The organism is Bacillus sp. ms-22 (assembly GCF_009759805.1).
GTDB lineage: Bacteria > Bacillota > Bacilli > Bacillales > Bacillaceae > Bacillus > Bacillus xiamenensis.
In genome coordinates this window covers 966,698-992,576 of record NZ_CP046653.1, presented here as the reverse complement: position 1 = coordinate 992,576, position 25,879 = coordinate 966,698, and the positions used below count along the sequence as shown (strand labels likewise).

The window sequence follows — 25,879 nt, the reverse complement described above, 5'->3', positions numbered from 1 at the left end:
TTATAGGATAATTGCCGCAAGCCAGCCGAACACAACAAGCGGGATATTATAGTAGATAAATGTTGGGACACATGTACCCCAAATGTGGTGATGCTGTCCATCCATATTCAGCCCAGATGTCGGTCCAAGGGTACTGTCACTTGCAGGTGACCCTGCATCTCCTACAGCCGCAGCTGAACCAATAATTGCAATGGTTGCCATTGGGCTAAACCCTAAGTGTAAACAAAGTGGAACAAAGATGGTCGTAATAATCGGAATCGTTGCAAATGATGACCCGATGCCCATTGTGACTAACAGGCCAACTAGCAGCATCAAAATGGCTGCTAAGCTTTGGTTGTTTCCGATAAATTGAGAAGATGCCTTGACGAGAGATTCAATATCTCCCGTTTTCGTTAACACATTGGCAAATCCAGCTGCGACAAGCATGACAAAGCCGATAAATGCCATCATGTTCATTCCAGATGTAATCAGCTCGTCTGCTTCATCACGTTTCATCATGCCGGTTACAAACAAGACAAGCAATCCTGCAAGTGCACCGAAAATCATTCCTTCTACTCCCAGGCTTTGAGAGAGATATAGCTGGACAATTAATGAAACAAGGATAGCAAGTACAGCATAGAGCAGACTTTTCTTCGTATACGCTGATTTTTCTACATCCGTAATGTCACGATCCTCATATACTTTTGGCTTACGATACACCAAAAGTGAAACGATCAATCCGAGAACCATGCCACCTACAGGAATCAGCATCGCATATGGAATATCGGCTAAGTTCACTGTCAAACCAGCTTCCTTCATATTGTCACGAAGCATCCCGTGGAAAATCTGACCAAAACCGACCGGAAGTAATATATATGGTGCAGTGAGTCCGAAGGTAATAACACACGCCAGCAGTCTGCGGTCGATTTGAAGCTCATTAAACACCTTTAATAATGGCGGGATTAAGACCGGAATAAAAGCAATATGAACAGGAACGACGTTTTGAGAAAAACAAGATACGATCAAAATGACCAGAATAATGAGCACTTTTGATAATGTTTTTCTTCTTGAATCGCCTTCTTTTCCTAGAAGCTTTACTGCTCCTTCGACCATGGCATCAGGAAGACCCGTTTTGGTCAGCGCCGCTGCAAATGCCCCTAAAAGAGCGTAACTAATTGCCACTGTCGCATTTCCGCCAAGTCCGTCAGTAAAGGCTTCAACTGTTCCTCCTAGACCTAATCCACCTGCAAGTCCACCCGCTAAAGCGCCAAGTGCCAGCGCAATCACGACATTGACTCGAAGCAAGCTCAATACCAACATTAAAACAACCGCTAAAACAACTGCATTCATGGTGAAACCCCCGAAATCCTTTAGTTTACTAATGTAGTAGATAATTAAAGTACCAACGTATGTTACCATACAAAATTTACTTCGTCAAATGGCGTATGTCCTATATAAAAAGCTCTGCCGTCTGGCAGAGCTTCAGTCTTTATTTCTTTGCTTCAAATCGTTCTACAAATGTCGCTATTGATCTCACCATCACGCCTGTTGCTCCTGTTGGCCCAAAGCATGAAGGTTTTTCTGTCGTGGCTGTTCCTGCAATATCTAAGTGAACCCAAGGGGTGTCTTCAGCGAATTCCCCAATAAATGCACCTGCCATGATCGCATGACCATCACGGCCTGGTGAGTTATTGAGGTCAGCCATTTTGCTGTTTCGCACTCGCTTTTTATCTTTTTCAGTGATTGGCAGCTGCCAAATCATTTCACCACATTCTTCTGATGCTTCTTTAAACTGTCCATACAGTTCATCATTATTGGTCATCACGCCTGTTATCTCATTCCCAAGTGCTACAATGACACCGCCTGTTAATGTCGCCACGTCCACAAGTACAGAGGCACCATGCTGTTTCGCATATGTCACACCATCTGCTAAAACAAGACGTCCTTCTGCATCCGTGTTGAGCACTTCGATTGTTTTACCGCTCAATGACACAATCACATCATCTGGCTTCATGGCGTCTGCTGAAATCATATTATCTGTTGACGCAATAACAGCAATCACATTTTGCTCTGGACGAAGTTCACCGATAATTTCCATTGCGCCTAAAACAGAAGCTGATCCGCCCATATCTGTTTTCATGCCGACCATACTTGCTCTTGGCTTTAATGAATATCCGCCTGTATCATACGTAATGCCTTTCCCAACAAGCCCAATGACGTCTGTCCATTCTTCCTTGCCTTGATATTTCAATACAATCAGCTTTGGTGGTTCCGTCGAGCCTCTATTGACGGCTAAAATACCACCCATCCCGAGCTCTTCCATTTGTTCTTTATCTAAAATTTCAATCTCGAATTCATATTTATAAGCAAGCTCTGCCGCATAGGAAGCAAGGTCAGAGGACGTGAGCATGTTCGGCGGCATATTCACAAGGGTACGAGCCGAATTGACGGATTGTCCGTAGACTTCGCCTACTTTCAGACTAGCCTGAATTTCAGCCGTATCATGATCTGTCGTAGCATAGACAAACTCGATAAAGCGATCGGGTTCATTCGTTTTATGTTTAAAATCTTGTAATTCATATGTAGCTAAGAGGCAGCTTTCAGAAAGGGCATGGGCTGCATCTTGAACAGGCAGATCCTTTCCTATGAACGTATCAAGCAAGACCGAAACCGCTTGCTTTTTATCTTGATGAAGCTTTTTAAATAAATGTGCAAAGACTTCTTTTGCCTCTTCAAACGTATAATCTGATTCCTTCCCAAGACCGACAAAATAAATGCGTTTAATGCCTGTTTCAGGGGATGGGAAAAATTTCGAAAGCTGATTTCGTTTGGAAGAAATATCGCCTTCTTTTAATAATTCAGTGATTCTTCCTCCATGTAATTCATCCATTTCTTTTGCTTTTCCTGATAATTGGCTCTTTTGAAAAAGTCCGATGGCCAGTGTATCTTTATGTTGCAACTCATTTGTTGAGAAAAACATTATCACACGCTCCTTCAATGAACTCCATATTTCACATTGGAACTTCCATTATATCAAAATTTGCGTACCTATACGATCATTGCCAGCCTGTCTTCTCTTCATGAACATTTATATTTTGACTCACGGAAGGGCATGATGAAAACGTGACGGCCTTCGATAGCCGCCTGTTCATGTTCTCCTCGTTCTCCTCGTTCTCCACTTCTACTTTCTTTAATGTTATAATAAACATGGACTTGGCAACAGTTCTTACTGCCATCATTTTTTATCTTACTAGGGTTAACACTTCATTTTTTCACACGATTTTTCTTAAAGAGAGGATGTTTCTTGTTCATGAGCGTACTGACGAATTTTCCGCTGCTTGCCAGTCTTGCAGCCATCTTTTTTGCACAATTTGTAAAAGTACCTATTCAATTTATCATTTCTAGACGCCTAGATTGGTCGCTCATCACAAGCACAGGCGGAATGCCAAGTTCACACTCCGCAGCAGTAACAGCACTCTCAACAGCAGTTGCTTTAGAGCACGGGCTAGGAACATCTATTTTTGCCATTTCCGCCATCTTTGCTATTATTACAATGTTTGATGCGACAGGTGTTCGCAGACAGGCAGGAGAACAGGCAACTGTCCTAAACAAACTGGTCACGGATTTTAACCGGTTTGTTGCCGAGGCAAAGAACTTCCCAAATGCGGAAGAAAAAGAGAAGCAAAAGAAATTGAAAGAGCTTCTTGGGCATAAGCCGATTGAGGTTTTCTTCGGTGGCCTAACTGGAATCTTGCTCACACTCATCTTAGACTATTACTTCATGTAGAAACGAAAAAGCTTTGGACCTTTTGAGATCCAAAGCTTTTTTATTCTTTATTGGCTTGAAACTGCTGCCGGAACACTTGCATCGATTCTGCTTCATTCAGCTGATTTAAGTCTTTTTCCGTTAGCCTTCCTTCTCCCTTTTTAATCACATACACGTCCAGCACTTTTTTACCCCATTCTCTATACACATCATCAACCGTTTCATAATATAAATCCAGTTTATGACCTTTAATCGCTTTACCGGTATCTGCGACCACTCCATAGCCATAGTTTGGGATAAACAGGACAGTTCCAATCGGAAAGACAGATGGGTCCGCTGCCACGGTTGAATATAAATCACGTTTTACTTTGACGCCTGAATATGTAATGCCATATGCATGGTGTTCCTTCGTCTTACCTGTTGATTCTACACCCGCTGTATAGCCTGTGGCGACAACCTTTTGCTTCGGATAATCATTCCAATTAAATGCTTCTTCGAGAGACACCGCTCGCAAGTCGTCACTTTTAACCGCCATCGTTTGCCTTTTTGGATGTTGAAAAAAAGAAGATACTTGCTTGCCCGCATTGGTCTTTTTCACCCATGTTGCTAAGTCGCTTGCTTCTACGCCAGATATGCCCGTAAAGCTCGTCATCAAAGCAAGCATAAATAGGGCTGTCATGAACAATCGTTTCATCCATGTTTTCATTTCTATTTGTCACTCCTCTACCCATCTATTTGTTTCCAAACCAAATGGAATCTATGCAAAGGAGAAACAAAAAACCCACTTGCGTGTAAACAAGTGAGTTAAAACATTTGATAACCTCTTTTTCGAAGTGCCTTGATGACAAAGCCTGAGGCAATGGCACCAATTAAACCGCTTAATAAAATGATGATATCTGCCGCAGCGAGTGAGACGATGCGGTCTCCTATCCCTGAAAAAGCGATACCTGGTTCTCTTATATAAGCGATCATCTTTTGATTATTGATAATGAAAAGGCATACAATTGGATATAAAATCGCCATAATCCATGACATTCTCAGCAGCATATTCAGCAAAAATCCAATGCCGAAGAATAACACGAAAAATAAAATAACTGAAATGATAACGACTGGTAAACTGATCACTTCATCTCCACCCCCAAATATCCCATCATTAGTTTAACTTGGAAAGAGAGATGAAGTCAATCAATGGAAAAAGCAGTGAGATTAATGCTGCTCTCCTGTCCCCTTACATTCCTCACATGTTTCTGATCCGCCGAGCAATAACTGAAAATATCCTTTACCTGAACAATATTGACAGGTTGCTTTTTTTTCTTTTGCTTGTGCATTCATATTGCCCACTCCTTAATCTAAATTTTCTGATAATTCATCATAACATATTTTTCTGTCCAGTACCAAGTGAGAAAATATTCCGTATAACATAAAAAAACGTGTATCACGAAGATACACGTTTTCGTCTATTGGTGTTTAGAAGAACTTGAACTTTCCTTTTTTCAGAACAAGTCCAGGTCCGCCAACCATGAATAAAGAACGGTTGTCGATGATTTTCTTCATTGCAGAAGCTTTTGTTCCTTGAAGTTTTTTACCAAACGCAACACCTACAGCGTCGTGTTCACCAAGAGAAGCAACTGTTCCTTTGATGTCTGGCTTAAAGCTTTCAAGCGTACCGCCTTTTATTAGTGCTGCAAGGTTTTTCGCTACTGTCTCACCTTGCTGCATTGCAATTTGTGCAGTTGGTGGGTATGGACGGTTAATTTCTTCATTGATGATTAATGAACAGTCACCAATGATGAACACATCCTCATTTTCTGGTACACGAAGATCTGGAGATACTTTTACGCGGCCGCGCATGTTTTCAAAACCAGCTTCTTCAACGATTGGGTTACCACGTACACCTGCAGCCCAAACAACTGTTGCTGCTTTGATTTCTTCTGTATCATCGTCTTTTCCAACAATGATGCCTTCAGGCGTACATTCTTTGATCGCTGTACCGATTTTGAACTCAACACCTTTACCTTGAAGGTAGTTCATTGCATAATCAATTAATTCCGGATCAAACCCTGGAAGAGCTGTTGGTGCAGCTTCTACACAGATAATACGCACGTCTTTTTGATCAATATCATACTCTTTGCAAAGCTCAGGCACACGGTTACCAAGCTCACCAAGGAACTCAATACCTGTAAAGCCCGCACCGCCAACAACGATGGTTAGACGCTCTGGACGCTTTTCAGCTTCATTATTGTACGTCGCAAATTGAAGCTCAATGTGCTCACGAAGCTGCCGAGCAGAGTTGATGTTAGAGATTGAGAATGCATGTTCTTTCAGTCCTGCAATACCAAATGTTTCAGGAACAGCACCAAGCGCTACAACAAGATAGTCATAAGAAAGTTCCCCATCTGATGTCACAACTTTCTTTGCTTCCTTATCAATGCTCTCAACTGTCGCTTGAACAAAATTGACACGGGAACTGTTAATCACATCTTTGATTTGATAACGACAACGGTCATGATGAAGTGTACCTGCACTTGCTTCATGTAGCCATGTTGTTTCGTAATGATAATTATGCTTGTTCACAAGAGTAATGTCCGCATCATTTGTGCCAAGCTGCTTTGTTAATCTTGTTACAGTCATTAATCCGCCATAACCTGCACCTAATACAACGATTTTCGGTTTATTCACTGGAATCACATCCACCTTTTTTAAATTTGCTGTAAAACGGATGAAGAATTACATATCGTTATTCTCAACCGCTTTGCGGCATTTTATGAAATTTAAACAAAAAAATAAGTATGTGAAAATCTGAACTTTCACCTACAAAAAACGAAAGCATTTGACCGTATCCGACAAAAATTCATAAAAAATTAATAATTAGTTCCCTAAACAATAATAGCGAGTTCTGCTCCTTTTTTCAAGGCTTTAAACTGAAAATCCTTATGATAAACGGTCTTTCTCACTTTTTTCTCTTTTTCATAGCACCGACATCAAAAAACGACAAGTTTTTCAAAACAAGTCAAACGACGATATGTGGTATGATATGATATAGTGATAACAATTTTCATTTGGGAGGATTAAGGAATGCAAGAAGATTCTAAGGTATATGACATTACCGTTATCGGGGGCGGCCCAGTTGGATTGTTTACTGCGTTTTACGGAGGCATGAGACAGGCAAGTGTGAAAATCATTGAAAGCCTTCCTCAGCTTGGCGGTCAACTATCTGCTCTTTACCCTGAAAAATACATTTATGATGTGGCTGGTTTCCCAAAAATCCGCGCACAAGAATTAGTTGATAATTTAAAGGAACAAATGGATAAATTTGATCAAACCATTTGCTTAGAGCAAGCAGTGGAAACGGTTGAAAAACAAGCAGACGGTATCTTCAAACTCGTCACAAATCAAGAGGTTCATTATTCTAAAACGATCATCATTACAGCTGGTAACGGTGCATTCCAACCGAGAAAGCTTGAACTTGACGCAGCAGAATCATTTGAAGGAAGCAACCTGCATTACTTCATCAATGATTTGAACCAATTTGCTGGCAGACGTGTCGCTGTTCTTGGCGGCGGAGACTCTGCGGTGGACTGGGCACTGATGCTTGAGCCAATCGCAAAAGAAGTATCCATCATTCACCGCCGTGACAAATTCCGTGCACATGAGCACAGTGTAGAAAACTTGCACAACTCGAAAGTCAATGTGCTGACACCATTTGTCCCAACTGAGCTCATCGGTGAAGACCGCATTGAACAAATTGTGCTTGAAGAAGTCAAAGGTGATAAAAAACAAGTGCTTGATGTGGACGATGTGATCGTTAACTTTGGTTTTGTTTCCTCCCTTGGACCAATCAAACAATGGGGTCTTGAAATCGAAAAGAACTCTATCGTGGTCAAATCCACAATGGAAACAAACATCGAAGGCTTCTATGCGGCAGGGGACATTTGTACGTATGAAGGAAAAGTCAAATTGATCGCAAGCGGATTTGGTGAAGCACCAACTGCTGTGAACAACGCAAAAGCGTACATGGACCCGAAAGCCCGTGTACAGCCACTTCATTCCACAAGCTTATTTGAAAACAAATAAGAACGGATCAAAAAAAGGAGTTCCATCTGCGGAACTCCTTTTTTGTTTATTTAAAAATCCCAATATAGGCATTCGCCATTCCAAGTACCATTGCAGCAAGCAGCACCACAACAATCCCCGCCACAACCAAAATCACCCGATCCTTCACACGTTCCTTTTTCGGAAGCGGCTTGTCTATCCCGCAAGATGGACACGTTTTTGAACGATACGGAATCAGTTCATGACAGTTCCTGCAATTGATTTGTTCACTCAAACCTCAGCAACCTCTTTTCTGATGACAGTTTATGTTTGGTTCTCATGATACTCTTTTCGAGTGGAAATAGCCAGATGTGAGGACAAGCTGTAACAAAATTGAGCGATTTATCAATTGTTTAAGAAGGAATCGAATCAATGAAGGTTTGATCTGTTCAACCGATATAGAAAGTAGAAGATCATAATGAAGGATAGGTGGAAAGATGATAAAGCGTTTCATGATTAGTTTGAGCTTGTTACTGATGATTGGCGGCTCAGTTGAACTGTTTGCAAAAGACTTTAACAAACGTGATGCTGAATTCGCTGCAGGATTGAATATTGATTATGATCAATTAGAACCTTTTTTAAAACATGTGTCCACTTCGATTTTGGATTCTGGTTTGAGTGATCAAGAAATGAAACAGATACATACTGTAGTGAAAAACATGCAAAAAGACAATCAAACGAAGGAAATTGGTACGTTTGAAGTGGTATATCGCGGAGAACCAGCAAAGATTCGAGTTGAGGCGGAAGTCCATGTGGAAGATGTCAATAAAGAGGTCGAGATTTATTTATCTAGTACAAATGAATTGGTTTATATCCTCGATAAAGAGCTTTTAAAAATAGAAGAAGAAATATGAGAAGAAGACGCTGGATGAGCGTCTCTTTTTTATTTTTTCCATCTTCAACATCACATGCTATCATATTGCAAAAACGAATTTCTATTCATTGATCCCTTTCTATTGACCCTCACGTAACGTCATACTTTATCGTGAATATCACAAGGAGATGTGTTGAATATGAAAGTAAAAGAAGTCGTTGAATTGTTTGATATTAGTATTCGTACGCTTCATCATTACGATCAAATTGGTTTGTTGACCCCAAAAGAAGTCACGGATGCTGGTTACCGGCTCTATTCAGAAGAAAACCTTGAAACACTACTGCAAATATTATTTTTCAGAGAACTGGGATTTAACTTAAAGGAAATAAAAAAAATCATAAACAATCCTTCATTTGATAAACATGAAGCATTTATCTTACAACGAAAAATGTTGATGGAGAAACGAAATAAGCTTGATAAAATGATTGAAAATATTGATAAGACATTAAAACATATAACGGGAGAAATTCACCTGACAAATAAAGAGAGGTTTGAGGGAATGAACATGAAATTCAATGAATATGAAGAAGAAGCTCGCTATCGCTGGGGGAATGATTCCATTGATAACGTGAACTTCAAATTAAGTCGATTGTCCACAGAGGAACAACATGATTTATCTGGGAGATGGGATAGGATTTTTCATAACCTAGCGTCCCTGCGCAATCGCACTCCTCAATCCAAAGAGGTACAAGCCGCCATCAAAGAATGGTATGACTTTTTAAATGATAACTTCAGTCAATACTCCCTGAAGTCATTTTATGGATTAGGTCAACTCTATATTCAAGATGAACGTTTCACAAAAAATATAGATCAATATGGCGAGGGCTTGGCTTCATTCATGAGTGAAGCGATGAAAGTCTTTGCTGTTCAACAGAAAAGAGGTCACATCAATGAACATTATGATTGAGGATACAATCGACCAATACGAAAAGTTGTTTTCGTTGAAAGAAAATAAAGAACATTTTTTTCGATACAACATGATGAAACCTTTTGAAAAGATGTGGAATATGATAAATGTTCCGTTAAAAGCTAAACAGCCCAATGGCTATGATGTCATCTTAGCAACCAATATGCTTGGCTACCTTGATGTATCAGATTCACAAACTGGGAGAAAGGCATTACAAAAACTACAAGAAATCCAAGCTCTCCAAACGGCAAATACCGCCTTGAATCAATGTAGGAATTTTATTAAAAAACATAACCTCCATATAAATGCTGATGAATTGAGATTGGGTCTATATATAGCTGATCCGAAAAAACTTGAACAACAAAAAGGGTATTGTGGCTTTGGAGGAATTCCAGGATTTATCCAAGTATCAATTTATTCAAACTCTTATAACATCCCACGTATCCCTGCTCTCATAGCACATGAATTCCATCATAATATTCGCTTTTCATATTTTGAATGGGATTACGGAAACGTGACAGTTGGAGATTATTTAATTATAGAAGGATTAGCTGAATCATTTGCAAAAGAACTTTATGGTGAACGCATGTTAGGACCTTGGGTCACTTCATTTGATAAACAGGACTTAGAATATTCAAAAGAAGTGATGAAAGACGCTTTATACACCAAAGGGTTTGCCGAGGTCAGTAGTTATATGTTTGGTGATACCATAGCAAAAGAACAAGGCTATAAGCCTGTCGGATTATCCCCTTTTGCAGGATATGCAGTAGGCTATCAAGCTGTACAATCTTTCATGAAATTGAATAATCTAGGGATTGCAGAAGCGACATTATTGAACACAGATGACATCATTAGAAATTGTGGACTCTTTTCTAAATAACTGTTTAATGATGAGAAGGAATTACAATGCGGATGCGGCTCTTTTTTCCGAATATCGAGAAATACAGGTACGCCGGAAGATTGTTAAAAGAGAACACCTAATTATTATAAAACCAGTTAAGCTCCGCGAATTTGATTCGTGGAGCTTTTTGTTGTTCAAAAAAGACGCCAAATATAATTGGCGTCTTAACAGATTTTTTCATAATCGTAAATTTTACGTATTCCTTGTTTTAAAGCTATTAATAAACGTCTCCCCATCCTGCTCGGTCTTAACGATTAGTTTGGCACTTTCACTGATGCGTTGCGCGAGTGCTTTTTGGGCTTTTCCTTTAAAGCTATATAAAAGAGCTGAATATACTTCATTTAGTTCTGTCTGTAGTGTACTCATTTCCATTTTTGTTTTAAGATTCTTTTGCACAACTTGTAGTTTAGAGTTTGTTGTTTGTGTCATATCAACCTTTAACATTTGAAGTTGCATCTTCTTACGCATTGGGTCATCTTTATGCTCTAACAGGTCATTTAATGTTTGCATGATTTATGCCTCCTATAATCTCAACCATTTAGCCAGCATTTGATCTTTTTTCTCGAAATCATTTGCAATTTTATCTAAGAACCCGCCTATTTCTTCAAGATCTGAGATTGCTAATTGTATTGAATCTATGAATGATTGTTCGGCATATATATCGTAAAAAATAGGACCCTTATCAAAAGATTGGTACAGATCTTCTATTGTATTAGAAACATCTTGAGCGTTAAGTTGATCATATAATCCACTCCCGACTTGACCCAAAAATTCAGTCTGAAGTTCAGACACTTTTTCATCGTGTTCTTGATAGGCGTTTTGGGCTTCTTTTTTTATTTTTCTCAGTTCTTGAATCATTGTTTCAATCTTTTCTGCCAGTTTTTTTGCGCTTTTAGGGTTTACTTTTATTTCCTCTCCTCCACCAATTACACCAGCGGGCAACATGGCGTCCAGATTTTTATCATATACTAGTTTTTTGCCATCTATATTTTTAACTTGACCATTTTCATCGAAAATAAAATTAGCTTCATTTAGTCCATGTGAATCTGGATTTTGTAAAATAACAGTACTTATAAAATAGGCAAGATTTTTCTCAATTTGGTCTCCTAATGAACCATTCAACCTTTGATTTCGATTGAATCTCGACAAGGAAGGCTCTTTTGTGTATATTGTAGTCCCATTATGACGTTCATACTCATTCCAATAACCAGCACCGACCATATCATCAGGATTGATGATAGACCTTACGTATGGATCGTACAATCCATCGTTTATTTCTTTTTGTTTTTCACTTGTGTGTAGTTTAACGATTGAAGGGCTGTTAAATGCGACAGCATAAATATCATTATTTACCGCACTGTACTCAGCTTCTGCACCACCTAAAGAATGACCAGTTGTCGAAACAATGGTCGATGTTCCATTATATTTCCTTTTAATCTCCTTCACGAGCTGATCTGCTTGATCGATTTGAGATGTTTTAGTAATCAGTTTATAATTTCCTGTAGTGAGCATTGCATCTTGTGAAGGAGTTCCATTATACTTTCCTAGCGTTTTAGATGTATCTTTTGTATCTTTTTTAACGATGTAGTGAGACTCCTTTTTTGGATCACTTCCCAGAACAATGTTACTACCATCAGCTTTTACACCATCGGTGATTGGGTCTTTTCCAAGATCTGTTCCAGCAAAAGATACGACAACATTTTCTGGATTCTTCGACTTAATCCACTTACCATTTTCCGACTTTTTCGCTTGTGATAATACAACTGCATCCAAACCAGTATCTACGTCAGTCTTTATTTTCTCAACGTACCAATAAGTTGAATTTGTTTTGGAAGAATTAATTCGAAAATATTCGTTATTCTGTAATTTTCGCTTAAGATAATTATAATTATAGGCTCTTTGACTCAATCTAAAATATGTTTCATCTGTAAGGCTAGAAGTACTAATTTGTTTACTCAATATTTGCAGCACCTTTCATGTCATGTAAATATAGAAGGGAAAGGGATGATCTTTTGAAAAAAAACCTTATTATTCTATTATTGTTAATTATAACTTTTGGAGGACTGATTATGAAGCATCAATATGATGTCAATAAAGAAGAAAATGAAATTTTTGAAAAAGCAAAAAGTAAAATGACGGAATACCTTAAAAGTGAATACAAAGGTATTCAGGAAATTTCTTATTACGATGACTATTTTATTGATCCAACTGGAGGAGTGACTGTGGAGGGTTATCTTAATGGCGATAAAACAAAAAAATTTGATGGTCTATATGATCCTGTTAATGATAAAATAGGAAGCTCTTCTGTTGATGCAGAAGAAAAGTTCTAAAATGATTCACACGAAGCACTAATTCTCAATTGAGTGTATGTTGGGTAAATTAAACTCAAACTTCTTATTACATAACTCGCAAGAATAATATTACCTAATATATTTAGAATGGCAAAGTTGTAGTAATGAAAAATAGACATCTATTTAAAACAACAAAAAACCTCCACGAATAGCTCATTTATTCGTGGAGGTTCATCATATTAGACGCTCTTTCTTAACACTCTTCCGGCGTACCGGTATTCGTCGCCGTTCTAAAAGAAGAACCACACCCACATGACGCAATCGCGTTCGGATTGTCAATCGTGAAACCGCCGCCCATTAGTGATTGTTTGAAATCAATGATGGTGCCGTTCATGATATCAAGGCTTTCGGAGTCGACAAGGACCTTGATGCCGTGCTGTTCGAACTGCGTGTCTTTCTCTGAAACTTCATGGTCAAAGCCCATGCCGTATGAAAGTCCGCTGCAGCCGCCGCCTTTTACGCCCACTCGAAGGAACGCGTTTTCTTCTTCATGTTCTTTCATCATATCTTTAATCTGCAATGCAGCAGCTTCTGTAATCGTTACTGGTGTACTCATGATCATCCCTCCTTTTGACTGGATGTTTCTTTTCAATTATAAACGTGATGATGCCTTTTCTCAAATAAATGGTTTAGAGATAAAATGTGCCGTCACAAATCGTTTCAGCAGGCCCTGTCATCAGCACATGGTCATTGTCTTTCCAGCGAATGATGAGGTCTCCGCCAGCTAGATGAACCGTCATGTCCGTTTCTTTTTTCGCATGTCCATTCACAATCGTTGATACAGCCGCAGCACACGCTCCTGTTCCGCACGCTTGCGTAATCCCTGAACCTCTTTCCCACACGCGAAAATGCAGTTCCGTTTCACTGACGCGTTCAACAAATTCTACATTGACGCCTTCTGGAAACATGCCATGCTTTTCAATGATGGGTCCAAGTGATTCAAGCGGAGCCTGTTCAATGTCTTCTAAATAGAAAACGATGTGAGGGTTCCCCATTGAAACGGCCGTTCCATGTAATGTCGCCGTGCCAAAATCAAGTGCCTCATTGATGGTTGTGCTAGCCGGTTCACCAAGCATCGGCATCGCTTCTTTTTCAAAACGTGGTTTTCCCATATCTACTGTGACTAGATGAACATGACCATCCTTGACATGAACAGTGGCTTCAACGAGTCCTGACAATGTCTCAATTTGGAACGTCGTGTCTGTCACCATCTGATGCTCATACACATATTTCGCCACGCAGCGAAGCCCGTTGCCACAGTTTTTCCCCTCTGATCCATCATTGTTGAAAATACGCATCTTCACAGGTGCAACCTCTGATGGGCAAATGAGGATCATTCCGTCAGAACCGATTCCTGTATAAACAGAAGAAACGCGGGTCGCTATCTCTGACAGTTGCTCCTCTGGAAGCTGTTCCTTCATCTGATTGACGTATATATAATTATTTCCTAGTCCGTGCATTTTCGTGAATTGAAATGATGTCATGAGCGTCCTCCAAAAATGTTGTTTCTTTATAGTATAAAAGGAGTCGATTCAGGAGACAATCTTATCATCCCCCGTTTTTCATACATAGAAGCTCTTTGCTGCCATGGCAAAGGGCTTTTATTATGCATATGCCTCTTTTTCTCTCGTGTGATGCTTCATTTTGATGATATTTTATTAGCATAACATATTGAATGCGCTTTCTACATTTTCTCCTGAAAAATGGAAACTGAATATATGAAAAAAAATGCACCTCATGACCTATGTGGTGCATTTAAAACATGTCGTTTTCCTCTATAAAAGCATAAATACGCTCGACTAGCTGCTCTGCATTTTCTCCTGAAACAAATTCTCCATTCACAAGCGCAAATGGGGAGTCCATGCATTTGCCGCAGTAGCTTAAACAGCCGTATTCCATGACATCTAGGTTTGGGTCTTTTTCAAGCTTCTCTTTTGCTTCTTGAGACCCTTGTGCAAGATTACTTACACAAAATTCGATCAGTGGAAACACTGTGCTTCACCTCACATTTGCCTTACCATCCTACCGAAATTCCTTCTATTAGTCAAAACATGAGCATCAAATAAATCGTTACGCCTATTCCTCGTAAAATGTTTTACTATTTAGGACTAACTAATGAATATGTAGGTTATTTTGAAACAATTATTGTGGTTTCACAGTAAATTCGATATAATTTTATTTGGTATTTTAACTTAAAGTTTTTTAGTATAAGTGTTTTTCAATGTCTAGGGGGAAAAGGAGAATCGTCATGAAAAATTTAGTCTTGATCGGCGGAGGTTACGGGAATATGCGGGTTCTCCACCGCTTATTGCCAAATCAATTACCTGATGATGTCACTATCACATTAATTGATCGAAATCCTTACCACTGTTTAAAAACAGAATATTATGCACTTGCTGCTGGAACGATCTCTGATCATCACATTCGAGTATCTTTTCCAGAGCATCCGAAGCTGGATATTCAATACGGGGAAGTAGAAAAAATTGATCTTGAAAACAAACAGATCTTATTCAGCGACCGAGAACCTATTTCATATGATGATACGGTGATTGGACTCGGCTGTGAGGACAAGTATCATAATGTCCCAGGTGCGAAAGAGCATACATACAGCATTCAAACCATTGATCAGTCAAGGCTTGCGTATAACAAATTAAACAATTTAAGTGCTGGCGCAACGGTTGGTATTGTCGGTGCTGGACTAAGCGGGGTAGAGCTAGCCAGTGAACTGCGAGAAAGCCGATCTGATTTAAACATTATTCTTTTTGACCGAGGAGAGCTGATTCTATCAAGCTTCCCAAAAAGATTAAGTTTATATGTACAAAAATGGTTCGAAGAAAATGATGTGAAGATCATTAACTGTGCCAATATTACGAAGGTTGAAGAAGGGGTTGTTTACAACCATGACGATGCGATTGAAGCAGATGCCATTGTGTGGACAGCAGGAATTCAGCCAAGTAAAGTGGTTCGAGATATGGATGTTGAAAAAGACGCACAAGGCCGTGTCGTCTTAACTCCTCATCACAATCTCCCTGGAGATGAGCATGTATATGTCGTAGGTGACTGCGCAAGCTTGCCGCACGCCCCAAGTGCACAGCTAGCCGAGGCACAGGCAGAACAAATTGTTCAATCCCTGCAAAAACGCTGGAAAAACGAGCCGCTTCCTGAAGCTTACCCGCAGTTTAAGCTAAAAGGGGTACTCGGCTCTTTAGGAAAAAAAGCTGGCTTTGGCTTAGTAGCAGATCGTCCGCTTGTTGGCCGTGTTCCACGACTCTTAAAATCCGGGCTTCTTTGGATGTACAAACATCATAATGGCTAAACTTTTGTGAATTTTTTCTCAAAGCTCCTTCCAAGCGAAGGAGCTTTTTCTATGAAACGGCATATGCCGGTCGATGGGTTCTTTTGATCGGAGCAAGAGCAAGAATACAGTCTTTACGAAAAGTTCTCATGGTTTTCTTCGATAAACAATACGCTTGTATGAGCTGGTCCGTTTTACGGTGTACAATGATTTTTCGTTTCGTGCATTCTCCGTTTTTTTTCATATAAATCATATCAATTGGTATTTGCTGATGAAGAGATTGGTTCAGTAAATAATTCATGATGCTCACGCTCCTTTCATTTTATTATAAACGAACAAGCGTTCTTTTTTCAACACAAAAAGGAACGTTTGTTCTATTTATTTTCTCAAAAAAAGAACAGCTTATTCACTGCTCTCTTTGTACCCGTATTTCTCCATTTCTTGATAAATGTCTTTTAATTTCGGATTGCCTTCTCCAACAATTTGATCCTCCACTAGGACAAGCGGATAAAAGAATTCATCATCAAGAATTCGTTCAGACCATTCTTTTTGGCGTTCATTTTCTGGCGGGTGCTCAATATCAATATATGTGATGCGAAACGGCTGATTCGGATATTTTCGTTTTAATGCTGCATCTAACCACTCAAATGTCTCTTTTGACGAAGGCATATTTACGCAGCTAGCGCACAGTACATCTCTTCCATATACATAAAGATCAACGATTTGTTTCATTTGACAAGCCCCCTATTCTTTCTTTATTTTAGCTGAATTTTCTGTATGAAAAAAGTCAAAATCACTTTTTGTTTCAAGATGAGATTGTGCTATAATGAGAAGGAAACTTTGAAACCAATCAATAGATTTTTATCGTCCAGATGAATATAATGGTGATATGTTGTGAAAGGAGCGATTATATCTAATGACTGAAGTCGAAATGAAAGACCAAGTACAGGAAGTACTGGACAAACTTCGTCCATTTCTATTACGTGATGGTGGAGACTGTGAGCTTGTAGACATTGAAGATGGCATTGTGAAATTACGTCTTCTTGGTGCATGCGGCAGCTGCCCAAGTTCAACCATTACATTAAAAGCCGGTATTGAGCGCGCATTATTAGAAGAAGTACCTGGCGTTGTAGAAGTTGAACAGGTTTTCTAATTTATATATGACATGAAAACGACCCGATTTGGGTCGTTTCAGATTGTTGACAAAGGGCTAAAATGATCTTTATTTTAGCCCTTTGTCTTCTTTTCAGCGTGACCTGAAAACCTTTGCAGTCTAGGAAGGACGAGTACCGGCGCGGAGCGAATTTAACATTCGTGAGCACCGGCACGCAGGACTGACAAAGAATGCGAGGGTTTGTCTTCACGCTGAAACGACCCGATTTGGGTCGTTTTTCTTATAACTTCTCTCTAAACCATTCCTTGATAAAGGTCAGTCTTTGGATACGCTGACCCGGATGGCCGCTTCTGGATAAATCATGGGATGCCTTCGGGAATTTGACTAACCTCGTGTCTTTCCCTAGCTCCTTCAATGCCACAAAAAGCTGTTCTCCTTGGTCGACTGGGCAGCGATAATCTTCGTCACTGTGCAGGATCAGAAGCGGTGTCTTCACCTGTTTCACATACTTTAGCGGCGAACGATCCCATAGCTTATCAACCGAATCATAAATATCCCCATCAACTTGCCATTTTGTAAAGAAATAGCCGATATCACTAATACCATAAAAGCTAATCCAATTCGAGATGGACCGCTGTGTGACGGCTGCACGGAAGCGGTCGGTCTGTCCGACAATCCAGTTGGTCATAAAACCGCCATAGCTGCCGCCTGTCACCCCGAGCCTTGTTTCATCAAGGAAATCATAGGCTTCGAGCACATCATCAACAGCGAGCATGACATCCTCATAATCAACGTCACCATAGCTGCCTCTCACACGATCAGTAAACATCTGTCCGTACCCATGACTCCCATGAGGATTGATGTACACAATCGCATACCCTTCAGCAGCGAGCATTTGAAATTCATGAAAATATGTATGACCGTACATCGCATGCGGCCCGCCATGAATTTCTAAAATAAGTGGATATTTCTTTCCATCTTCCATCTGTGAAGGCTTCATGAACCAGCCATGTACATCATCTCCCTCTTTCGATTGGAAAGAAAATGGTTCTGGTTCGGATATGACATGTTCCTTTAGAAAGTCATCATGCTCAAACGTGATTTGCTTGAGTGAAGACTCCCCCAAAGTCAGCTCATATAGCTCACTAGGTGAGACAGATGAAAGGCGGCTGATCAGCATTTTTGATTCATTTGGATGAAGACTGAAGTTCGTGATGTGTTCTGCCTCTAGCCGAACTGGATAGGCTAAGCCTTCAGTGGAGAAATAATAAATCCCGGTACTTCCTTGATCAGAAACAAGCGCATAAAACCCCTGACTATCCTTTGTCCACTGCGGAAGCTGATTGGCTTCACCCATGACACTATCCCCTGCCATACAGTTTCCTACATACATATCGAGCATTTCTGACAATTGAACGGTCTTTTTCTCCTTCAGGTCATGCAGCCACAATGATGGGAAGGTTGCATTTTGGAATTCACGTTCGTGTCCAATGTACAAAAGGCTTTCTCCATTTGGAGAAAATGATACGGTCGAGTAAACACCTGTTGATTGGGTGATTTTCTTGGATGTACCTTCCTCTAATGAAAGGAGACAGATGTCACTGATGTAAAACGTCTGAGGGTTTGATTGAATATAGGCGAGCCACTTCCCGCACGGAGAGACGACATGATTCACATGATGATACGGCTCACTCGTGACAGTCTCTACCTCTCCTGAACGCACATCGACTTGTACAATTTGCGTCAGACGTCCATCTAAAAAGCCTCTTCCATCTGCTTTATAAGTCAAATCATCATATACCGCCGGAGCAAAGTCATCTCGCTCTTCCATTTTTTCATCATAAACTGATTCTGTTTGTTTTAATGATACTGCCGCATAAATAAAATCCCCGTCAGGCGAAAATACAGGATGTGATACCCCGTATGGAATCTTCGTCAATGTGCGCACGCCGCCCCCTCGGCTGTTGATGAGTGCGAGCTGAGGGACTTCTTTTGGCTTCTGCAAAATAAAGGCTAGCTGCTTCCCGTCTTTTGACCATGCCGGCTGATGGTGCTTTCCATCATCAAATGTCCATTGAGACAGCTCCCCTGTCTCTTCATCTCGCACCCATAAATGAATATTGTAATCATCCTTTTTTTCATTCACCGTTACCTTTGTAAACACAGCCTTTTTGCCGTCTGGTGAATAGACCGGATGAGAAACGGACACGATTTTCGTTAAGTCCTCGGCTGTGATCAATTTCTTCATCAATACATCTCCCCCTTTTATGTATAAAAAATAGTTCGCTTCTCTAAATAATCATCCCTGCTTTTCTTCTGAAAAACAAGGATAAAAAAGAACGTGCGTCTTCACAGCACGTTCTTTACTTGATTCACAGAGTGATGCTCCACGACGACACCTTCTGCCGGCACCGTCAGCACATCTACTTCGCAATGCGGGAAATTTTGGGCAAGCTGCTTTTTCAGTGCTTCTCCCTTCCCTTTTTCCACTAATGTTAAAATGGTCGGCCCAGCACCGCTTAGTGCGGTTCCATACGCTCCTTTTAATGAAGCAACGTGCTCCACCTTTGACAGTTCTGGAACAAGCATTGTGCGGTAAGGCTGATGAAATAAATCTTTGTTCATCATTTCCCCTACAAGCGGCCAGTTCTGCGTCATTAAGGCGGCGACAAGGACGTTACTTACAGCACTCGCGCTCACAGCCTGTTTATAAGAAAAATCCTCTGGCAGGACATCACGGGCATCCTTTGTGAGCACCTCGTAAAAAGGAATCACAACGACAACATCTACATCCACATGCTGCACTTTAACGGCATGGGTCTTGTCTTCTTCATGAAGGCCAATGAGTAAACCACCGAATAATGAGGCACCAGCATTATCTGGATGACCTTCTACCTCACTTGCAAAAAAGAGCTTCTGATCATCGGTCATATTTAATTCAAGCAGCTGATTGGCAAGCTCAATGGCGGCCACGATGGCGGCAGCACTGCTGCCCAGCCCCCTTGCCAATGGAATATCACTCCACACTTTGACATGAACAGACGGGAGTGTTTTTCCAAAGTCATCTGCAACCTTTTTGGCTGTTTGATAAATCAGGTTATCGGTGCCTGATGGAATACCAGACACGACATCTGTTTCTGCTTCAAACAGCCAGCTATCATGGTCATAGACCGATAGCTTTAAATAGCGGCTGAGCGCCATTCCGACTGAATCAAAGCCTGGTCCTAAATTGGCAGTGCTTCCCGGTACTGTGATGGAAAAAAGCATGGAGGCTCCACTCATACGCGTGCGGCCTTTTCTAAATGTTCGAGAATTTGATCTTCATCTGCATCCAGTGTGACCGGCTTGATGTGCGAAATATCAATCGCCGTATTCGGATCTTTTAATCCGTTTCCTGTCAGTACAGCGACGACTTTACTACCTGGCTTAATTTCTCCAGATTTCACTTGCTTGAGTACGCCCGCAATTGATGCACATGATCCCGGCTCTGCAAACACACCTTCTTCACGTGCGATCAATTGATACGCATGAAGAATTTCCTCGTCTGTTACTTCATCAATTTTTCCGTTTGATTCATTTGCCGCTGCTACAGCTTGCTTCCAGCTCGCTGGATTTCCGATACGAATGGCCGTTGCGACTGTTTCTGGCTGCTCGATCACTTCATTTCGAACGATGGCTGCTGCACCTTCTGCTTCAAAACCGCGCATGACTGGCAGTCCAGTGCCTTTTTTCTCATGATATTCTTTGAAGCCTTTCCAGTACGCTGTGATATTCCCTGCATTTCCAACAGGAATCGCTAATACGTCTGGCGCAGAGCCTAGCTGCTCACAAATTTCAAATGCTGCTGTCTTTTGTCCTTCAATACGGTATGGATTGACGGAGTTAACGAGGGCGATAGGTGCTTTTTCACAGATGCTGCGAACAATTTTCAGCGCATCATCAAAGTTGCCGTCAATGGCAATGATTTCTGCTCCGTACATGACCGCCTGTGCCAGCTTACCAAAGGCAATTTTCCCATCTGGAATGATGACGATACATTTCATATCAGCGCGAGCTGCATAAGCCGCCGCTGCTGCAGACGTATTCCCTGTTGAAGCACACATAACCGTATCATTGCCTTCTTCTTTTGCCTTGGCAACAGCCATGACCATCCCGCGGTCCTTAAAAGAACCCGTTGGATTGACGCCTTCTGTTTTCACATGCAGCTCAATCCCCAGCTTTTCCGAAAGCTTGGCGAGGTGGATCAGCGGTGTATTCCCTTCATTTAATGTTAGTTTTGGTGTGTGTTCGTTTACTGGTAAGAATTCTTGAAATTCTTCAATGAGTCCATTCCACTTCATCAGCTTAAACCGTTCCCTTCTACTCGGTACGTGCTTTTCACTTGAACCACCACGTCGAGATCGTTTAATGTTTGCAGGATATTCGCGAAATCTTCTTCTGACGTCTGATGTGTAATAATGACGATTTCAGCCAGCTCATCATGCCCTTTCACAGGAAGCTGAAGGATCTTTTCAAAGCTGATGCCTCTTTCAGAAAAAATAGATGTAATGCGGGAGAAAGCACCGACTTGATCTCTCACATGAATTCTTAAAAATTGCTGAGCAAATACTTCAGATGATGCCTTAATTTTCTTCTCAAATTGTGGTGCAATAAAGCCACTGCCATTTACGCCAAGACGCATGTTTTTCATGACTGCGACTAAGTCAGATACAACAGCTGTTGCCGTTGGCAGGCTTCCTGCCCCAGGTCCGTAAAACATCGTTTCTCCGACAGCACTTCCGTAGACATACACGGCATTAAATTCATTGTTGACGGATGATAGTGGATGATGATCAGGGAGTAAGGTTGGCTGTACACTGACCTCCACTTTCTCTCCGTCCCGCTGGGCAATACCAATCAGCTTCATTGTATAGCCAAATCGTTTACTGAAACTAATGTCCTCATCAGAGATGTCAGAAATACCTTTGACCTTCACATCCTCTAAATCCACATTCATGGAAAAACCGAGTCTTGCCAGGATGGCCATCTTCCTTGCTGCATCCAGCCCTTCTACATCAGCTGTCGGGTCTGATTCTGCAAAGCCAAGCTCTTGCGCTTCTTTTAAGACATCCTCATATGCACTTTTATCGACATTCATTTTCGTTAAAATAAAATTGGTTGTGCCGTTCACGATGCCCATCATCTTTGTGATGCGGTCAGAGGCTAATCCTTCCTCCAGTGTACGCAAAATGGGAATCCCACCTGCCACACTTGCTTCATAGTAAAGGTCACAGCCGTTTTCTTTTGCTACATGTAAAAGCTCTGTGCCATATAGCGCCATTAAATCTTTATTGGCTGTAATGACATGTTTTTTCTCATTTAACGCATCTATTAAATATTGTTTTGTCTCTTCAATGCCGCCCATCACTTCAATAATGACGTCGATCTCTGGATCTCGAATCACATCGTATACTTCAGTTGTGAAGACCTCTCTTGCGACATCCACATCTCTTTTTTTATCGGGATTGCTCACAAGCACTTTTTGTATTAATACCGGACAGCCGATCTGGTGCATTAATTTATCCTGATGATCTTGAATAATCTTAACGACACCGCTCCCCACTGTTCCTAATCCTAGTAGTCCCACTCGAATTGCCTTCACCTGAAATTCCACCTTTCCTCGTAAATGTCCTCTTACAGAGGACATTTGTTAACCTAACACAGACATTCAATGTACACACATTATAAAGGGGTATCCTCATTTTGACAAGGTAATAAAATAAGAGAATATGAGAATGAAACCGCTTAACAGCTATTTATATCAAGATTCTATATTTTCGAAATATTTTTGTGAGAAAAGCTTCCGAAGCAGAGAAGCTTTCCATTACGCCTGAACCGGCGTTTTGGCTTGTTGATTTTGCAGGACAAGCGCTATGTTTTCAGCACATAAATGCATCATCTTTTTTCTCGTTTCGACACTTGCGCTTCCGATATGAGGAAGGACCGTAACGTTTGGTAATGTCGTTAACGGGTGATCAGGGCTGACAGGCTCCTTGCTAAATACATCCAGACCTGCTCCTGCAATTTTTCCTGTCGTAACAGCTTCATATAAAGCATCCTCCTCCACAGTCTGCCCTCTGGAAACGTTGATGAAGTAAGCTGTGTTCTTCATCTGATCAAATGCTTTCTTATTGAACATTTCTTTTGTTTCCGGGGTTAAAGGCGTCAGGCAAACGATGAAATCAGACTGCGTCAGCAGCTCATCAAATGTGGCATAGGTCACACCTAGCCGCGCTTCTGCTTCTGGCTTTCTTGAACGATTATGATAAAGTACCTTCATCTCAAAGCCTGCGGCCCGTTTGGCAAGAGCTGTTCCAATGCTTCCCATTCCGACAATTCCGAGGGTTTTGTGATGAACATCCGCACCGGCAAGAAGAAGCGGTCCCCAGCCTGTCCATTTTCCTTCCTTAATCCAATCACTCGCCTCGACAATCCGTCTAGCTGATGCCATCAGAAGAGCAAAGGCTAAATCGGCCGTGGATTCTGTTAATACATCCGGTGTATGACATACAGTGATCCCGCGCTTTTTAGCTGCTTCAAGATCAATATTGTCGTAGCCAACAGCAAGATTCGCGACCACTTTTAGGTTTGGAGCATGTGATAAAAGCGCCTCATCAACTTGATCTGATAGCATGGTTAAAAGCCCATCGGCCTTTGCGGCTTGTTTCACTAACTCTTCTCTTGGACATGGCTCATCGTCGCGCGGCCACATCTCGATATGAGCGGCTTCTTTTAATGGTGTAAGTGTTGTTTCATCTAGCTTTCTTGTGATATAGACATAAGGTTTAGACAAGAAGAACACTCCTTTGATTGATTTCTTTAAGCATAACGAAAAACGCCTCAAGAGAAAAGAGACGTTTCGTCTGTTCACTGAAACTTCAACTCAGCGGATTGATGAATCCATCCAACAGGCGGAATGAGATTGCCGCCGCTTCTCATAGCACTCATTTCTTGAAAGACCTTGAGAAAATATTCATAGCGGCTGGCATCATTTAAGACATAATCTAATCGCTGCTCATAATAGGATTTCTCATTTTCGCCTGACATATAGTAGCCCTCAACAATTTCGAAATAGTGAAGCGGGAACAAGAGGCGACTATATAATAAACGCTTTGAAAATGATGAAAGTGGGGTGACCTGCTCATATTGCTGCAAAAAGGAAAATCCCTCTTCAATTAAATCCTCTTTATGCTGTACAAAGGTCTCTCTCAAATATTCTGCGATATCTCTTGTTGGATGGTCAAATACCCAATCAACAGGTAACCGAAGCGGCTGCTCATTCGGCCATGTCATACGTGAAAAGCGCTGGTGACAAACAGTACCCGAGTCACATTCTTTCGGTTCATCATCAAGCTCTGTATCCACTAAATATTGAATGGCATTTTCCGTTAATCCAAGATAATACGGAAAGGATTCAATGAATTTTTTCTCAAATCGTTCCAGCGGCTTGTGATGCATTTGCTGCATCCAGAAGCCTTCAAGCTGATCTAACCGTTTTGCCCACAATTCCTTCCAGGCCCCCACACGTTTTGTTTCAGATACCTCATAGGGAAACCCTCTTCCCCTCACATGAAAGGCCGCCAGCTCTGACGCAGGCTGAAACGAGCGGCTTGTGATCGGCGGCGCGGCCTTTAATAAAGCGTACAGCTCTTTTCCATGGGTAAAGGTCGGTTTTTCTTCATTCGTTAATTCAAACACGGCGACGTATGGGTCACCGTTATTCAGTAAATACTGACTGATATGATAAAGCTCTGTGAGTTCTTCTTCTCGCAAATGAGACACGGGAACAATGAGGAAGAGAGCGTTCGCCGTTTGAAAGCTCTGATAACTGCCATATGGCATAAATTGACGAACATCAATACCAAATGTGTGATAAATGGTTTCTTTCATGTTTTCACCTGCGTTCATATGATCAGTCTCTTATCATATCGTAGTCGCAGGTTGAGGGATTTATGAATACTATTTACTATCCAAAGCTTTTTCACACGTTGTGGACAAATTACGAGGATTGGGTGAGGAACATGCCGCATCATCATGAGATGAACGAAGTAGAAAAAACAGCAAGACGCCGTTTACAAGAACGAGGCGTAACCATTCAAGATATAGCAGACCTTGTCTTCTTTTTACAGGAAAAGTATCATCCTGGCTTAGACATGACAGAGTGTATCCACAATGTGGAACGTGTCATCGCAAAACGTGAAGTCCAAAATGCCATTTTAACAGGTGTGGAATTAGATGTTCTCGCTGAACAAAAAAAGCTGACGGAGCCGCTGCAATCCATTCTTGCAACAGATGAAAGTCTATACGGGGTTGATGAAATTTTGTCCTTTGCCATCGTTAATATTTATGGATCCATCGGCTTTACGAATTACGGATATATCGATAAAGAAAAACCAGGGATTCTCGGCAAGCTCAATGATAAGTCCACCGGCGAATGCCACACGTTTTTAGATGACATTGTCGGCGCCATCGCAGCGGCAGCATCAAGCAGATTGGCACATAGTGCGAGAAATGCAGAGTAAAAGAAAAAAGAGGACGCGCGTCTAACGCTTGTCCTCTTT

28 protein-coding genes and 1 pseudogene are annotated in these 25,879 nt (G+C 41.1%); 9 read left to right on the top strand and 20 right to left on the bottom strand.

The window, feature by feature from the left end:
* Complete coding sequence (locus tag GPA07_RS05095) at positions 1-1,329, bottom strand: Na+/H+ antiporter family protein (RefSeq protein WP_008357227.1); 1,329 nt, start codon at positions 1,327-1,329, stop codon at positions 1-3.
* A 139-nt stretch (positions 1,330-1,468) separates the two neighbouring features.
* Positions 1,469-2,959, bottom strand: coding sequence for a leucyl aminopeptidase (locus GPA07_RS05090; protein ID WP_008357229.1), 1,491 nt, complete (start codon positions 2,957-2,959; stop codon positions 1,469-1,471).
* A gap of 330 nt (positions 2,960-3,289) precedes the next feature.
* Here GPA07_RS05090 and GPA07_RS05085 point away from each other — a divergent pair, with 330 nt between their 5' ends.
* Complete coding sequence (locus GPA07_RS05085; protein ID WP_008346791.1) at positions 3,290-3,766, top strand: divergent PAP2 family protein; 477 nt, start codon at positions 3,290-3,292, stop codon at positions 3,764-3,766.
* 40 nt (positions 3,767-3,806) lie between these two features.
* Here GPA07_RS05085 and GPA07_RS05080 read toward each other — a convergent pair whose 3' ends face one another.
* From GPA07_RS05080 to GPA07_RS05070, 4 genes are all read right to left on the bottom strand, one after another.
* Positions 3,807-4,451 (bottom strand): 3D domain-containing protein, encoded by a 645-nt coding sequence (locus GPA07_RS05080; protein ID WP_071168665.1) that lies wholly within the window; start codon positions 4,449-4,451, stop codon positions 3,807-3,809.
* A gap of 98 nt (positions 4,452-4,549) precedes the next feature.
* The gene (locus tag GPA07_RS05075; RefSeq protein WP_008357234.1) at positions 4,550-4,870 is read right to left on the bottom strand and encodes a YuiB family protein; all 321 of its coding nucleotides are present in this window, start codon (positions 4,868-4,870) and stop codon (positions 4,550-4,552) included.
* 81 nt (positions 4,871-4,951) lie between these two features.
* Positions 4,952-5,077 carry a YuiA family protein gene (locus tag GPA07_RS18600; RefSeq protein ID WP_167358863.1) on the bottom strand — a complete coding sequence of 42 codons (126 nt, stop codon included), beginning with the start codon at positions 5,075-5,077 and terminating at the stop codon, positions 4,952-4,954.
* Between the two features lie 135 nt (positions 5,078-5,212).
* Positions 5,213-6,430, bottom strand: a complete 1,218-nt coding sequence (locus GPA07_RS05070) for an NAD(P)/FAD-dependent oxidoreductase (RefSeq protein ID WP_198303851.1) — start codon at positions 6,428-6,430, stop codon at positions 5,213-5,215.
* 390 nt (positions 6,431-6,820) lie between these two features.
* Between GPA07_RS05070 and yumC the strand changes: the two genes are divergently transcribed.
* On the top strand, positions 6,821-7,819 hold the full coding sequence (gene yumC / locus GPA07_RS05065) for a ferredoxin--NADP reductase 2 (protein ID WP_008357239.1): 999 nt from the start codon (positions 6,821-6,823) through the stop codon (positions 7,817-7,819).
* A gap of 46 nt (positions 7,820-7,865) precedes the next feature.
* Here yumC and GPA07_RS05060 read toward each other — a convergent pair whose 3' ends face one another.
* Complete coding sequence (locus GPA07_RS05060) at positions 7,866-8,072, bottom strand: hypothetical protein (protein WP_008346803.1); 207 nt, start codon at positions 8,070-8,072, stop codon at positions 7,866-7,868.
* 202 nt (positions 8,073-8,274) lie between these two features.
* Here GPA07_RS05060 and GPA07_RS05055 point away from each other — a divergent pair, with 202 nt between their 5' ends.
* The 3 genes from GPA07_RS05055 (at position 8,275) to GPA07_RS05045 (ending at position 10,498) form a co-directional block, all read left to right on the top strand.
* A complete protein-coding gene (locus tag GPA07_RS05055; RefSeq protein ID WP_157292132.1) occupies positions 8,275-8,691 on the top strand; it encodes a hypothetical protein in 417 nt (138 codons plus the stop codon).
* 159 nt (positions 8,692-8,850) lie between these two features.
* On the top strand, positions 8,851-9,618 hold the full coding sequence (locus GPA07_RS05050; protein WP_198303840.1) for a MerR family transcriptional regulator: 768 nt from the start codon (positions 8,851-8,853) through the stop codon (positions 9,616-9,618).
* Positions 9,602-10,498 (top strand): DUF2268 domain-containing putative Zn-dependent protease, encoded by an 897-nt coding sequence (locus tag GPA07_RS05045; RefSeq protein ID WP_157292130.1) that lies wholly within the window; start codon positions 9,602-9,604, stop codon positions 10,496-10,498. Before GPA07_RS05050 ends, GPA07_RS05045 begins: the two co-directional genes overlap by 17 nt.
* 213 nt (positions 10,499-10,711) lie before the next feature.
* Here the strand turns inward: GPA07_RS05045 and GPA07_RS05040 are convergent, their stop codons facing one another.
* Positions 10,712-11,029 carry a hypothetical protein gene (locus GPA07_RS05040; RefSeq protein ID WP_157292129.1) on the bottom strand — a complete coding sequence of 106 codons (318 nt, stop codon included), beginning with the start codon at positions 11,027-11,029 and terminating at the stop codon, positions 10,712-10,714.
* A 12-nt stretch (positions 11,030-11,041) separates the two neighbouring features.
* On the bottom strand, positions 11,042-12,478 hold the full coding sequence (locus GPA07_RS05035) for a lipase (protein ID WP_157292128.1): 1,437 nt from the start codon (positions 12,476-12,478) through the stop codon (positions 11,042-11,044).
* Between the two features lie 53 nt (positions 12,479-12,531).
* Between GPA07_RS05035 and GPA07_RS05030 the strand changes: the two genes are divergently transcribed.
* Positions 12,532-12,849 (top strand): DUF1433 domain-containing protein, encoded by a 318-nt coding sequence (locus GPA07_RS05030; protein ID WP_034738671.1) that lies wholly within the window; start codon positions 12,532-12,534, stop codon positions 12,847-12,849.
* 214 nt (positions 12,850-13,063) lie between these two features.
* On the opposite strand, the gene erpA is transcribed toward GPA07_RS05030, so the two are convergent.
* The 3 genes from erpA to GPA07_RS05015 form a co-directional block, all read right to left on the bottom strand.
* On the bottom strand, positions 13,064-13,426 hold the full coding sequence (gene erpA / locus GPA07_RS05025; protein WP_008357254.1) for an iron-sulfur cluster insertion protein ErpA: 363 nt from the start codon (positions 13,424-13,426) through the stop codon (positions 13,064-13,066).
* A gap of 73 nt (positions 13,427-13,499) precedes the next feature.
* The gene (gene dapF, locus GPA07_RS05020; RefSeq protein ID WP_157292127.1) at positions 13,500-14,354 is read right to left on the bottom strand and encodes a diaminopimelate epimerase; all 855 of its coding nucleotides are present in this window, start codon (positions 14,352-14,354) and stop codon (positions 13,500-13,502) included.
* Positions 14,355-14,625: 271 nt separating this feature from the next.
* Positions 14,626-14,862 carry a YuzB family protein gene (locus GPA07_RS05015; RefSeq protein WP_008346813.1) on the bottom strand — a complete coding sequence of 79 codons (237 nt, stop codon included), beginning with the start codon at positions 14,860-14,862 and terminating at the stop codon, positions 14,626-14,628.
* A 256-nt stretch (positions 14,863-15,118) separates the two neighbouring features.
* Between GPA07_RS05015 and GPA07_RS05010 the strand changes: the two genes are divergently transcribed.
* Positions 15,119-16,186: an NAD(P)/FAD-dependent oxidoreductase gene (locus tag GPA07_RS05010; RefSeq protein ID WP_008357258.1), complete on the top strand. Its 1,068-nt coding sequence runs from the start codon at positions 15,119-15,121 to the stop codon at positions 16,184-16,186.
* A 49-nt stretch (positions 16,187-16,235) separates the two neighbouring features.
* Here the strand turns inward: GPA07_RS05010 and GPA07_RS05005 are convergent, their stop codons facing one another.
* Entirely contained in the window at positions 16,236-16,466 is a 231-nt protein-coding gene (locus GPA07_RS05005) for a WYL domain-containing protein (RefSeq protein ID WP_157292126.1), read from the bottom strand.
* A 101-nt stretch (positions 16,467-16,567) separates the two neighbouring features.
* The gene (locus tag GPA07_RS05000) at positions 16,568-16,897 is read right to left on the bottom strand and encodes a YuzD family protein (protein WP_071168660.1); all 330 of its coding nucleotides are present in this window, start codon (positions 16,895-16,897) and stop codon (positions 16,568-16,570) included.
* Positions 16,898-17,018: 121 nt separating this feature from the next.
* On the opposite strand from GPA07_RS05000, the pseudogene GPA07_RS04995 reads away from it, so the two are divergent.
* A pseudogene (locus tag GPA07_RS04995) lies at positions 17,019-17,318 on the top strand (NifU family protein).
* 241 nt (positions 17,319-17,559) lie between these two features.
* Here GPA07_RS04995 and GPA07_RS04990 read toward each other — a convergent pair.
* The 6 genes from GPA07_RS04990 to yutH form a co-directional block, all read right to left on the bottom strand.
* The gene (locus tag GPA07_RS04990) at positions 17,560-19,527 is read right to left on the bottom strand and encodes an alpha/beta hydrolase family protein (RefSeq protein WP_157292125.1); all 1,968 of its coding nucleotides are present in this window, start codon (positions 19,525-19,527) and stop codon (positions 17,560-17,562) included.
* A 101-nt stretch (positions 19,528-19,628) separates the two neighbouring features.
* Positions 19,629-20,561, bottom strand: a complete 933-nt coding sequence (gene thrB, locus GPA07_RS04985; RefSeq protein WP_008360437.1) for a homoserine kinase — start codon at positions 20,559-20,561, stop codon at positions 19,629-19,631.
* Entirely contained in the window at positions 20,558-21,619 is a 1,062-nt protein-coding gene (thrC, locus tag GPA07_RS04980) for a threonine synthase (RefSeq protein ID WP_008360439.1), read from the bottom strand. Before thrC ends, thrB begins: the two co-directional genes overlap by 4 nt.
* Positions 21,619-22,920 (bottom strand): homoserine dehydrogenase, encoded by a 1,302-nt coding sequence (locus GPA07_RS04975; protein ID WP_008360441.1) that lies wholly within the window; start codon positions 22,918-22,920, stop codon positions 21,619-21,621. The genes thrC and GPA07_RS04975 overlap by 1 nt, the downstream gene beginning before the upstream one ends.
* A gap of 222 nt (positions 22,921-23,142) precedes the next feature.
* On the bottom strand, positions 23,143-24,111 hold the full coding sequence (locus GPA07_RS04970; protein ID WP_157292124.1) for a 2-hydroxyacid dehydrogenase: 969 nt from the start codon (positions 24,109-24,111) through the stop codon (positions 23,143-23,145).
* Between the two features lie 74 nt (positions 24,112-24,185).
* Positions 24,186-25,226: a spore coat putative kinase YutH gene (yutH, locus tag GPA07_RS04965; RefSeq protein ID WP_157292123.1), complete on the bottom strand. Its 1,041-nt coding sequence runs from the start codon at positions 25,224-25,226 to the stop codon at positions 24,186-24,188.
* 113 nt (positions 25,227-25,339) lie between these two features.
* On the opposite strand from yutH, the gene GPA07_RS04960 reads away from it, so the two are divergent.
* Positions 25,340-25,840 carry a phosphatidylglycerophosphatase A family protein gene (locus GPA07_RS04960; protein ID WP_008360446.1) on the top strand — a complete coding sequence of 167 codons (501 nt, stop codon included), beginning with the start codon at positions 25,340-25,342 and terminating at the stop codon, positions 25,838-25,840.
* Positions 25,841-25,879: the final 39 nt, after the last annotated feature.